The organism is Inquilinus sp. KBS0705 (assembly GCA_005938025.2).
GTDB lineage: Bacteria > Bacteroidota > Bacteroidia > Sphingobacteriales > Sphingobacteriaceae > Mucilaginibacter.
Window position 1 is genome coordinate 159692 of record VCCI02000005.1, and the last position, 12290, is coordinate 171981.

10 protein-coding genes are annotated in these 12290 nt (G+C 41.4%); 6 read left to right on the top strand and 4 right to left on the bottom strand.

Annotated features, from left to right (window positions below; genetic code table 11):
• Positions 1-46: 46 nt before the first annotated feature.
• The 3 genes from FFF34_018850 to FFF34_018860 are packed head-to-tail and all read right to left on the bottom strand — an operon-like array spanning position 47 to position 2856.
• Entirely contained in the window at positions 47-982 is a 936-nt protein-coding gene (locus FFF34_018850; GenBank protein ID TSD63011.1) for a glycosyltransferase family 2 protein, read from the bottom strand.
• On the bottom strand, positions 979-1962 hold the full coding sequence (locus FFF34_018855) for a glycosyltransferase family 2 protein (GenBank protein ID TSD63043.1): 984 nt from the start codon (positions 1960-1962) through the stop codon (positions 979-981). Before FFF34_018855 ends, FFF34_018850 begins: the two co-directional genes overlap by 4 nt.
• 15 nt (positions 1963-1977) lie before the next feature.
• A complete protein-coding gene (locus FFF34_018860; GenBank protein ID TSD63012.1) occupies positions 1978-2856 on the bottom strand; it encodes a glycosyltransferase family 2 protein in 879 nt (292 codons plus the stop codon).
• A 115-nt stretch (positions 2857-2971) separates the two neighbouring features.
• Here FFF34_018860 and meaB point away from each other — a divergent pair, with 115 nt between their 5' ends.
• Positions 2972-3865 carry a methylmalonyl Co-A mutase-associated GTPase MeaB gene (gene meaB, locus FFF34_018865; protein ID TSD63013.1) on the top strand — a complete coding sequence of 298 codons (894 nt, stop codon included), beginning with the start codon at positions 2972-2974 and terminating at the stop codon, positions 3863-3865.
• A 17-nt stretch (positions 3866-3882) separates the two neighbouring features.
• Here the strand turns inward: meaB and FFF34_018870 are convergent, their stop codons facing one another.
• Entirely contained in the window at positions 3883-5172 is a 1290-nt protein-coding gene (locus tag FFF34_018870) for a M24 family metallopeptidase (protein ID TSD63014.1), read from the bottom strand.
• 147 nt (positions 5173-5319) lie between these two features.
• Between FFF34_018870 and FFF34_018875 the strand changes: the two genes are divergently transcribed.
• The 5 genes from FFF34_018875 (at position 5320) to FFF34_018895 (ending at position 12188) form a co-directional block, all read left to right on the top strand.
• Positions 5320-6696 carry an OmpA family protein gene (locus tag FFF34_018875; GenBank protein TSD63044.1) on the top strand — a complete coding sequence of 459 codons (1377 nt, stop codon included), beginning with the start codon at positions 5320-5322 and terminating at the stop codon, positions 6694-6696.
• Between the two features lie 217 nt (positions 6697-6913).
• Positions 6914-7294 carry a RidA family protein gene (locus tag FFF34_018880; GenBank protein TSD63015.1) on the top strand — a complete coding sequence of 127 codons (381 nt, stop codon included), beginning with the start codon at positions 6914-6916 and terminating at the stop codon, positions 7292-7294.
• 12 nt (positions 7295-7306) lie between these two features.
• Positions 7307-9412, top strand: coding sequence for an ATP-dependent DNA helicase RecG (gene recG / locus FFF34_018885; protein ID TSD63016.1), 2106 nt, complete (start codon positions 7307-7309; stop codon positions 9410-9412).
• Positions 9413-9461: 49 nt separating this feature from the next.
• Positions 9462-10847, top strand: coding sequence for a M20/M25/M40 family metallo-hydrolase (locus FFF34_018890; GenBank protein ID TSD63017.1), 1386 nt, complete (start codon positions 9462-9464; stop codon positions 10845-10847).
• A 57-nt stretch (positions 10848-10904) separates the two neighbouring features.
• On the top strand, positions 10905-12188 hold the full coding sequence (locus tag FFF34_018895; GenBank protein ID TSD63018.1) for an MFS transporter: 1284 nt from the start codon (positions 10905-10907) through the stop codon (positions 12186-12188).
• Positions 12189-12290 lie beyond the last annotated feature (102 nt).

Here is a 12290-nt window from a genome sequence, read left to right on the forward strand (position 1 = left end):
TTGGTAAAGGAATATAACGTGCGTTGGAGACAGGGATATAGATGAGCTATTTGCCCGCCTTTTTAAATTTAGCACCCCAAATTTGCTTGTATATATAATTAAGCTTACTTAGGGTACTCTTTTTTTGAACGTAAAAAATGCATTCGCGCTTTTTATAGAGTAAGGAAGCAAATTCAAAACTAATGTATGAAGTAACCCGCTTAACAAAGGCATTATAAAGTTGAGCTATAAATTCGGGGTGCTTATTGCGAGGGAAGGCTAAACATAGCTCGAGCCATTGTTTGTTGCGCTCAAACCTTTCGCCCGATGAAAATTTGTATTTATCTACCTTTCGCTGTAAGCGTAATATATTGGTGTCGCTTTTATCGTGCTGCCGGTATTGTACCAGGCATTCAGGTATAAAATCAATAGCACCTATATTAGTAGCCACGTATGCCAGCCACCAATCATGAAAATAGCCTACTTTTAAGGGGAGCGCTGCATCAAGCAATTCGCGCTTAATAAGCATGGTATGGCCCGATACACAGTTGAAAAACAAAAACACTTCGGGTTGGTCGCCCCGATAAAGGTTAACCACATCCGACATTTTTTTACTCATTGGCGATCCATCCTCATGTATAAATTCCGAATCGTGATAAACAAACATATTATCTTTTATAGCATCAACCTGCAAGGCAATTTTATCGGGGTGCCATATGTCGTCCTGGTCGCAAAGGGCCAGCAGATCACCTTTGCATAGTTTAACCGCTCGTTCAAAGTTGCTTACAAAGCCCAGGTTTCGCTCATTTTGATAGATATTAAACTGTGGGAACCGTGCTGCATAATCGGCAAGTATGGTATAAGTTTGGTCTGTAGAACCATCATCAACCACCACAATTTCTACATTGGAATAGGTTTGCGCTACCAACGAGTCGAGTTGCTGCTTAAGATACTGCTCGCCATTGTAGGTACATAAAGCTATTGATACCAGTGGTTTGTTCATGGCTTAAAACGCGTTATCTGTTTGCTTTCAACTGATTTTTTCAGGTATTTAACCACATCAAATATGCTTTGATGCTTATCCCCCAATAACTTTTCCAATCGGTTTTGATAGCTTTTTATTTGCTTACTATTTCTAAATAATCCGGTATAGCTTTTCCATATCCAGATTTGGCCAACAAGTAGTTTAGGCAGCAAATCAATAAATGTAATTTGCATAAACCAACCTAAGCGGGCCAACCCGCTTAAGTGCAAGGCATGTAAATAAAATCGGTTGCGATAGTACACGCTTTTTACCCATCGGGCGGTTTGGTAATTTTTGGTACTTGCCGACATTTGATGGCGGCAAATAGCCCGATGCTCGTAGTAGCATTTGTACCCCATGCGCCAGGCACGCAAACTAAGCTCAATGTCCTCGCAATAAAACGGAGAAAACAATTCGTAAAACCCGCCCAGTTGCTTTAGCTTTTTGGCATCTACCAGCGCATTAGCACCCGATAGGTAAAAGGTATATAATTCATCACCGGGCTTGTCGGAATAATAAAAGTAGGCTGTTTTTAATTTAAGGCCATTAAATTTGGGGATGCGTGCAGCGTCCTGTATGTGGTCGCCTTCCATATCAATGATACGACCCATCACCCCAAAGATATCGGGTTTTGTAAAGTACTTCCACTGGTGCTCAAAATAATCGGCAGTAAGTTTTACATCCGAGTTTAGTAACAATATTAAATCGTACTGTGCCGCATCTATGCCTCGGTTACAGGTGTAAGAAAATCCTTTGTTCTCGGCATTAACAATAAGTTTTACCTGATGGTAATTGTTTTGCAAATAGCTTACCGATTCATCTTTCGACTGATCGTCTACTACTATTATTTCGTAAGTAACGCCGGCGTTTTTGATAGCCTCTATTGTATACGGCAAATAGGCCTCTAACAGCTGCCTGCCATTATAGTTAGGTATAATTATCGAAACACTTTTTTTAATATCGGCCAATGTTGCTTACTTAATAATTTTATAGTTGCGATACTCGCTAATGCGCCAGCCTGTAAGGTCCTCAATTTTTTGCAGCACTTTGCGCCTAAACGTCATTTTTTTGCGCAAGGCGTCCATATCTATATCAATTTTCCAGTTGGTAGCGGCTATGCGCTTTTTCATCACCGCCGGATGGTCGCCGTTAAAAGGTAATAAACGGTCGGCATTTTTATAATCAAACTCGAAGGTTTCAGGGAGGTTTTGCTGCAGCCAGGCATCATCGTGGTAAAACTGGTTAAAGTTGCGCACCTTATTTTTTAGTCCTCCTGGTGGCTTTACCCAACCATAATGATATATATACGCATCAATAAGCTTCACGTTAATTTTACGCCCGGCCCATCTAAAACCTTGAGCGTCGCGGTAAGAATGGATAGCTTTATTGTTACGTAGTATACGTATTTCGCGGCGGTACCACCTGCGCGAGTGCCCGTAATAATCGTACGATCCATAAAAATGCAGGTATTTAAACAGTAGGCCTTCTACCTTACTATCGGCAAGGTTATCCTGCATTTCTTTTTTTATCAATGGCAGGTATTTTTCGTGCACACACTCGTCGCCTTGTATGTAAAAGGCCCAATCGGTATCTGGCGCTATAGCAGCAAAAGCCTTATCAGTTTCATCGGCAAAAACTTTACCTCCATCGCGCACACTTGTATCCCATAAAGTACGTATGACCTTTATTTTTGGCGAATTAATACCGGTTATCATTTTTTCGGTATCATCCTCACTATCGCCCAAGGCTACAATAAACTCATCGCACAGCGGTAATATCGAGGTTATGGCCTCGACAATTGGATAATCATTTTTTACCGCGTTGCGAATAAACGTAAAGCCCGATACCTTCATTTAATATATGTATGGTTTTGCAGGGCAAATATAATTATCTAAGCCTGCCCATTTTATAATATTACGGCTTGTTTATTTAACTTCTATTTTTGTTACTTTATACCATACCTATTATATGGCGGCCGGCAGCAAAAATATTAAAGTTAGCAGCAGCGATTTTCGCTCGGTTGCGCGTGCCTTAACCGTAGTAGAAAACAATCTTAACGGTTCTGTCGACTTGTTAAAAAGCCTTACTTATAATATAGGTGCTACTATTATAGGTATTACCGGCCCGCCCGGGGCTGGTAAAAGCACCTTTGTAAATGCCATTATTACTAACCTGGTACAACAGCATAAAAAGGTGGCCGTGCTGGCTATTGATCCTACATCTCCGTTTAACTTTGGGTCGTTACTGGGCGATAGGATACGTATGGCGTCACACTTTAACCATCCCGATGTTTTTATACGATCGTTGGCTACACGCGGCTCGCTTGGTGGGCTGTCTGCCAAAACCATCGAAATGACGGATGTACTGCGTGCGGCAGGCTTTGATCATATTATTATTGAAACGGTTGGCGTTGGCCAAAGCGAGGTTGAAATTGCAGGCCTTGCCGATATCACTTTTGTGATGCTGGTGCCCGAGGCCGGTGATGAGATACAAAACATTAAATCGGGCTTAATGGAAATTGCCGATGCCTTTATTATTAATAAAGCCGACCGTGATGGTGCCGACCTTTTTGTAAACAACCTAAAAAAGATACTGCATCAAAATAAGGATGCTACCATACCGGTATACAAAACTATAGCATCAAACAACGAAGGTATTGATGCGGTTACTGATTTTATTTTGGCCAGCCCACCAATAAAAAACACCCGCCGCGAGCTACTGCTTACCCAAAAAGTATACAGTATAATACAGCAACGAAAAATGGCCGGTATCAACAAAAAAAAGCTTCAGCAAGATATTGCTAAAGCTTTAAAAGATCCCGGATTTAATATTTATGAATTTGCTGAGAGATATAAAAGTTGATTTACAACCTCTTACCGTTAAGCATTCATCAACTCTTCAATATGCTCTGCCTCTACCGGTATATCCGCCATCAGATCACGGTTACCATCTTTAGTTATTAGTATATCGTTTTCTATACGTACAGCAAATCCTTCTTCTGGTATATATATACCCGGCTCACAGGTTAATATATTACCAGCCTCGAATTTTTTGTAGCGGCTGGCATAATCGTGCACATCTAAACCTAAGTGGTGCGATGTGCCATGCATAAAGTACTTTTTATACAATGGATTTTTAGGGTCCTGCTTTTCTACCTCGTGTTTCTTTAACAGGCCAAGGTCTATTAGTTCGCCTGTCATTATCTTACCAACTTCATCATGATAGTCATTCCATACGGTACCCGGCACCAGCATTGCGGTAGCGGCACGCATTACACGCAAAACGGCATCATATACCTGGCGTTGGCGTTTGGTATAACGGCCGTTAACCGGTATTGACCGGCTCATATCAGCATTGTAATTAGCGTATTCGGCGGCCCAATCAAAAAGAATAATATCGCCATCATTACAAACCTGGTTATTTTCGGTATAATGTAATACTATGGCATTTTTGCCCGATGCTATAATTGGGCTATAGGCATGGCCTGTTGCACGCTGCCTTAAAAACTCGTGGCTTATTTCGGCCTCAATTTCGTACTCGGTTACACCAGGGTGTACAAATTTAAGTACACGTTTAAAGGCATCGTTTGTTATATCACACGCTTTTTGGGTAAGTTGTATCTCTATTTCGGATTTTACCACGCGCAGATCGCGCAGTATAGGGGCCGATCGTTCGTAGTTGTGTAACGGGTACTTAATCCGCAAGGCTTCATACATCCTAAGGTCGCGGTAAGGCACCGTATGTACATACCTGTCGTTCTCATTTGTATTTATATATATATTATCTGCGTAGTTTATTATAGTATGTAATATACTGTCATAATCGTGCAGCCACTGTATATTTTGTATGCCCGAAGCTTTACGTGCTTCTTCTTTTGTGTACTTGTGTCCTTCCCAAATAGCAATATGTTCATTGGTTTGTCTTAAAAAAAGTACTTCTTTGTATTGGTGATTAGGACAATCAGGGTATAAAATCAGTACACTTTGCTCCTGATCTATACCTGAAAGGTAAAAAATGTCAGGGTTTTGTTTAAATAAAAAGTTTTGATCTCCGTTCCGCGGATATTCGTCATTAGAATGAAATATAGCGATAGAGTTGGATTTTATTCGAGAAACGAAATTTTTTCTATTAATTGTAAATAACTGTTCGTCAATGGGAAGATATTTCATACTTGAAGTATTTTTAGAATTTTAAAAACAATTTTATTTTATTGTTTGTAGTAGATATTATAAAAATTGGAACAAAGTTTGGTAATGGTTCAAACATAATTACTAATTTTGAAAAAAATCACAATTAAATCGTTTAATCTTAAAACTATGAATTATTCTACATTAAAGAAATCAGCTGCATTATCGTTTGCTTCTTTGCTGGTTGCTGGTATGGTATCTGCCCAAACAGACTCTACTAAAACAACCACTACTGATACAACAATGATGTCATCTGGAACTACTACTGCTAAGGTATTTGGCGGTAGAGGACAGTACAAAACTTTCAGTATCGGTATCAACGGTGGTGTTACTTCACCAGCTGTTGCAATTGGTGGTACTATGGACTACACTGACTGGAAAGTATCTTACGGTTACGGTATCTCTTTCAGAGAGCAATTAGCTCACTCATTCGGTTTACAATTAGATGTACGTGGTGGTCGCGTTGAAGGTGACAACAGCAGTGTTGTTGGCGTTGGCGGTGCTCCAAACGGCGTTCGTAATGGTAAAGCTTCTTTCCAAACAGATTTTTACAGTGCTACTTTAAGTGGTGTTGTTAACGTTGCAACTATCGACTTTATCCGTCGTAAGAATGCAGTTAACTTCTTCATCAACGCAGGTGCTGGTTTAGCTTGGTACAACCCAGGTTACACTACTACACCAGGTGGTACTTTGATCAAATACAAAGATCAAACCGACAAAATGGTTAAAGAATTAGTTATACCTGTAGGCGCTGGTGTTAAATTCCGCTTAAGCGATGTTGTAGCCCTTAACTTTGGTTACACTGTTAACTTCTTAGACGGTGACAACTTTGACGCTTTATACAGAACTGCTCCAAGCAAAGACAAATGGTCTTACGCTTACGGTGGTTTAGAGTTCACTTTAGGTGGCAAAGACAAACCGAACCTGGATTGGGTTAACCCAGTTGCTATGATGTATGACGAATTATACGATGCAGCTTTACGTCAGGAAGTTGAAGCTCTTAAAGGCCGTGTAACTAACGTTGAAAACGCAGTTACTGATCTTAAGAAAGATTCTGATGGTGACGGTGTATCTGATCAATTTGACAAATGCCCTAACACTCCTGCTGGTAGCGTAGTTGACGGTTCTGGTTGCGTTATTGTATTCCCTAAAGTAGCGGATACTGTTGCAACTACTGCTGTAGCTTACTCTAACATCCAATTTGAATTTGATAGCTCAGTATTACGTACTTCATCTTACCCAGTGTTAGATGCTACTTCTGCTGACTTACGTTCATCTGGTAAAACTGTTGAAATAGATGGTTACGCTTCATCAGAAGGTACTGCTGCTCACAACTTATCTTTATCTAAAGACCGTGCTAACTCAGTAAAAACTTACTTAGTTAACTCTGGTGTTGCTGCATCAAAATTAAAAGTTAAAGGTTACGGTGAAACTAACCCGATAGCTGATAACTCAACTGAAGAAGGACGTATCGCAAACCGTCGTGTTTCTTTCAAACAAAAATAATATCTAACAGATAATATTAAGAAAGCCTCCGGATAACCCGGAGGCTTTTCTTTTTTTTAACTATTTTTGTATTATGTACTTTTTCAGAAAAAAGGATCCTAACCGGCCCACCAGCTTTAACCTTAAGGTAATGCATGTTATTAATGCCATTGCAATAAGCATGTTTTTGCTTGGCATTATCTGGAAACTTATTCAGTGGTTTATCTTAAAAAAGTAAATGAAAACTATTATTAATACCGTTAACGCACCGGCGCCCATTGGCCCATACAGCCAGGCAGTAGCTACCGGCAACCTTTTATTTGTTTCGGGCCAAATACCTATGGACCCAGCTACCGGCGATATCATTTCGACAGATATCAAAGCCGAAGCTAAACAGGTAATGGAAAACCTAAAAGCTATTTTAACAGAGGCCAACAGCGGTTTTGATAAAATAGTAAAAACCACTATTTTTTTGACGGATATGCAAGCCTTTGCCCAGGTAAATGAGGTGTATGGCTCATACTTTACAACCGATTTTCCCGCTCGCGAAACCGTACAAGTATCGGGCTTGCCAAAAGGGGTAAATGTAGAAATATCTGTAATTGCCCTAAAGCCCTGATCTGAATAAAAATTGAACAGCCAGTTTCAAACACCCATTGAGTATTTAAAAGGTGTGGGACTATCCCGTGCGGAAGTTCTTAAAAAAGAACTGGGCATATACAATTTTGAAGACCTGCTTAAACACTTCCCTTATAAGTATATAGACCGTACCCGGTTTTATAAAATAAAAGATATACAGCCCGACCTGCCCTACGTGCAAGTACTGGTACGCCTAAGCAGTAAAGAAATTATTGGCGATAAACGCACAAAACGCCTGGTTGCACAAGCAAAAGACGATACCGGCGTTATAGAACTGGTATGGTTCCAGGGCATTAAATGGGCCGAGAAGACATTGCTACCCGGCAAGGTATATGTGATATTTGGCAAACCCGGCTTTTTTAATGGCAAGGCCCAAATGGCACACCCCGAAATTGATCTGTATAACCCGGCCGCAATAAAGGAAAAAGGCAACCTTACCCTGCAACCTGCCTACAGCTCAACTGAAAAATTAAAAACGTTTACCTTAGACAGTAAAGGCCTGCAAAAATTGATCGCCGGTTTACTTGAACAATGCGCTAAAGATATACATGAAAACTTACCGGCTTATATACTCAACCGCTTTAAACTTGCCCCCAGGGCCGAAAGCTATCGCAATATTCATTTCCCCGATAATGCTAACCAGCTAAAAGAGGCGCAATACCGTTTAAAGTTTGAAGAGCTTTTCTTTTTACAACTAAAGCTATTAAAGAATAAATTGCTTCGCACTCAAAAATTCAAGGGCAATATATTCGAATCGGTAGGTACCCATTTTAACGAGTTCTATCACAACAGGCTACCATTTGCCCTTACCAACGCACAAAAACGGGTGCTTAAAGAGATACGTATTGATACGCAGCGCGGCGTACAAATGAACCGTTTGCTTCAAGGCGATGTGGGCAGCGGTAAAACGGTAGTCGCTTTAATGAGCATGCTAATAGCTATTGATAATGGATTCCAAACCTGTATAATGGCGCCTACCGAAATTTTGGCTAATCAACATTATCAAACTATAAAAAGTTTGGTAGGCGATGGTTTTGTAGACGTAGCCCTGCTAACTGGCTCGGTACCAAAAAAAGCACGGAAAGCTATTCATGAGGGCTTAGAAGATGGTAGCCTCAATATATTAATAGGCACCCATGCATTAATTGAAGATGCGGTACAATACAAAAATTTAGGCTTAGTGGTGATAGACGAGCAGCACCGCTTTGGTGTAGAGCAACGGGCCAGGCTTTGGCGTAAAAACTTAGTGCCACCACATATTTTGGTAATGACGGCCACCCCCATACCACGTACCCTTGCCATGACGATGTACGGCGATCTGGATATATCTGTTATTGACGAATTACCCGTCGGGCGCAAACCTATACAAACCCTGCATTATTACGAAGCACAACGACTGCGGATGTTTGGCTTTATGAAACAGGAGATTGCTAAAGGCCGACAGATATATGTAGTATATCCGCTTATAAAGGAAAGCGAAAAGCTCGACCTGAAAAACCTGGAAGACGGCACCAATACAATGGCGCGCGAATTTCCGCTGCCACAGTATCGCATTAGCATTGTACATGGCAAATTAAAACCTGCCGAAAAAGAATTTGAAATGCAGCGCTTTGTAAAAGGCGAAACGCAAATAATGGTAGCCACAACTGTAATAGAGGTGGGTGTAAACATTCCCAATGCATCGGTTATGATCATTGAAAATGCCGAGCGTTTTGGGCTATCACAACTGCACCAGTTACGCGGTAGGGTTGGCCGCGGTGCCGAGCAGTCGTATTGTATCTTAATGAGCAACGAAAAGTTAAGCCATGATGGCCGTATACGCCTTAATACGATGGTAAAAACTAACAATGGTTTCGAGATAGCCGAGATTGATATGCAACTGCGTGGCCCGGGTAATATAGAGGGCACTCAACAAAGTGGCGTACTCGATTTAAAGGTAGCCGACCTGACTACCGACCAGGATATACTAATACAGGCACGCAAGTGTGTGGAAGAGATTTTTGAGAAAGACCCACAGCTGACCGCGCCCGAAAACCAGATACTGAACATCGCCTTTCAGCCAAAAAACGCAGGATTAAGCTGGGATAAAATATCCTGATAGCAATTTTTCGGCTACAAATATTACATTTGTTCAAACTCCCTCATCAATGAAAAAAATTTTACTATTTGCCACAATTTTATTTTCGGTTACCGGCTTAAAAGCCCAGGATTCGTTACAAATTCGCAAGCTATATGACGAAGCCTTAGTTAACGGACAGGCCTACGAAAACCTGCGTTATATGTGTAAAAAAATAGGCTCGCGTTTAAGCGGCTCGGCCGGTGCGCAAAAATCTGTAGAGTGGAGCAAAAAACTGATGGAAAGCTACGGCTTTGATAAGGTTTACCTGCAAGAAGTAATGGTACCGCATTGGGTACGCGGGGCAAAAGAACAAGGCTATATTATTGATGGCAATAAACGCATTGCTGTACCAATTGCTGCTTTGGGAATGTCGGTAGCTACGCCAAAGGCTGGCCTAACGGCAAACATTGTTGAGGTTAAAAGCTTACAAGAGCTGGCAACACTGGGCGAAAGTGTGATAAAGGGTAAAATAGTGTTCTTTAACGGTGCTTTCGATCCACGGTTTATCGAAACCGGTAATGGATATGGTGCTGCGGGCATACAGCGCTTTGCCGGCCCTGCTGCTGCTGCCAAATATGGTGCTATTGGCGTTATTGTACGCTCGATCACACCTGCATTAGATGATTACCCGCACACAGGTACAACTGTTTATGCAAAAGATGGCAAACAAATACCCGCAGCTGCTATATCAACCCTGGCGGCAAATAAATTGAGCGCCATGCTAAAATTGCGCAAACTGCCTTTGATCAAATTTTACTTTAAACAAAACTGCGAAACCTTGCCCGATGCCAAATCATACAACGTTGTTGGCGAAATAACAGGCAGTAAAAACCCCAATTCGTTTATCACCGTTGGTGGTCACCTGGACTCGTGGGACCTGGCCGAAGGTGCGCACGACGATGGCACCGGTGTAATACAGGCCTTAGAAGTATTAAGGATATTTAAGGCTACCGGCTATAAGCCTAAAAATTCGGTACGCGCCGTATTTTTTATGAACGAAGAAAATGGCGGCAAAGGCGGTTTAAAATATGCCGAAATTGCAATTGCCAACAAAGAAAAGCACATTGCCGCTATTGAAAGCGACGAAGGTGGCTTTACCCCGCGTGGCTTTAGCTTTGAAGGCGCATCATCCTCATTCATTAAAAACCTGAACAAAGAATGGAAACCTTTATTTGAGCCATACGAAGCCGACCACTTAATTGCCGGTGGCAGCGGTGCAGATATTGGCCCTTTAAAAACAACTGGCCCTGGCGTTACGTTAATTGGTTTCCGCCCCGATTCGCAACGTTATTTTGATATTCACCATACACCAAACGATGTGTTTGAGAATGTAAATAAACGCGAGCTGGAATTAGGTGCGGCCGCCATGTCAGCATTGGTGTATCTGATAGACCAGCATGGTTTAAATTTTTAGAGCAGGCTACACTACCCGCTTAAAACATAACGTTAAATTTAAAAACAACATTTAATAGTGCCAGACTCCGAACCCATAAGCCAACGTATAGATTCATTCGCAGCCCTCAAATACAAAGATTTTCGCTCGTATGTAGGTATGCGTTTTTGCTTTACGTTTGCTTATCAAATGCAAGCCGTTATTATTGGCTTTTATATTTATCACCTTACCAAAAGCGCCTTTGCTTTAGGTTTGGTTGGTTTATGCGAGGCCATCCCCGCGGTGGGTATTGCCTTATATGGCGGTTATATTGCCGACAAATCTGAAAAGCGCAAAATGCTGCTGCTGATATTTATCGGGGTGTTTATATCGTCGTTTGTTATGTTTTTGGTTACGCTAAAGCAGGCGGGCAACTACATAAATGTAAGCTGGATAGTGCCTGTAATTTATGTAATGATATTTTGCAATGGCATAGCCCGTGCTTTTTACGGCCCGGCAACCTTTGTAATTTATACCCAAAGCGTACCAAAAGAAATTTACCCAAATGCCAGCACCTGGAGCAGCAGCAGCTGGCAAATTGCCTCTATTTTAGGCCCTGCGGCAGGCGGCCTTATCTATGGCTTTTTTGGCATTACCGTAACGTTTTTAGTTATACTCTTCTTTTTAGTGGTATCGTTAGTGCTGATATACTTGTTAAGATCATATCCGCCTGTTTTTGTACCCAAAGAAAGTATCTGGAAAAGCTTATCAGAAGGTATACATTTTGTGTTTCATAATAAAATGATGATAGGTGCCATGAGCCTTGATCTGTTCTCGGTATTTTTTGGCGGTGCAGTAGCATTACTCCCCGTATTTGCCAACGAGATACTAAAAGTAGGTGCCGAAGGGTTGGGCATTATGCGTGCCACTACATCATTGGGCGCAGTTTTAACTATGCTGGCCATGGCGCGGTTTTCGCCCATGGGTAAACCATGGCGCAATTTACTTATAGCAGTAACCGGCTTTGGATTATCTATTATTTGCTTCGGCTTATCAAAAAGCTTTTATCTGTCGTTGGTGTTTTTATTTACCGAGGGTGCGTTTGATAGCATCAGCGTTATTATACGTGGCACAATTATGCAACTGCTAACTCCCGATCATATGCGCGGGCGGGTATCTGCAGTAAACTCCATGTTCATCGGCTCTTCTAACGAGATAGGTGCCTTTGAATCGGGCACGGCAGCGCGGCTTTTAGGTACTGTACCGGCCGTATTATTTGGCGGCAGCATGACTTTAGCCATTGTAACCATCACCTATTTCAAAACTAAAAAGTTGATACCACTTTCGCTTAATCAAATACAGGTTCCGGCGGCTGTTGAATAACCTTTAGTAAATTGCAGCTTATTTTTAAACAATGGTTTTATATGGATTATTCCATCATTAAAGCAGGAAATAATATTTACCTTTAATAACTATTAATTAAAC

Bases quoted from the DNA above. Each gene is read 5' to 3' on its own strand.
- FFF34_018850 (TSD63011.1), bottom strand. From the start codon at position 982: ATGAACAAACCACTGGTATCAATAGCTTTATGTACCTACAATGGCGAG.
- FFF34_018860 (TSD63012.1), bottom strand. From the start codon at position 2,856: ATGAAGGTATCGGGCTTTACGTTTATTCGCAACGCGGTAAAAAATGAT.
- meaB (TSD63013.1), top strand. From the start codon at position 2,972: ATGGCGGCCGGCAGCAAAAATATTAAAGTTAGCAGCAGCGATTTTCGC.
- FFF34_018870 (TSD63014.1), bottom strand. From the start codon at position 5,172: ATGAAATATCTTCCCATTGACGAACAGTTATTTACAATTAATAGAAAA.
- FFF34_018875 (TSD63044.1), top strand. From the start codon at position 5,320: ATGAATTATTCTACATTAAAGAAATCAGCTGCATTATCGTTTGCTTCT.
- FFF34_018880 (TSD63015.1), top strand. From the start codon at position 6,914: ATGAAAACTATTATTAATACCGTTAACGCACCGGCGCCCATTGGCCCA.
- FFF34_018890 (TSD63017.1), top strand. From the start codon at position 9,462: ATGAAAAAAATTTTACTATTTGCCACAATTTTATTTTCGGTTACCGGC.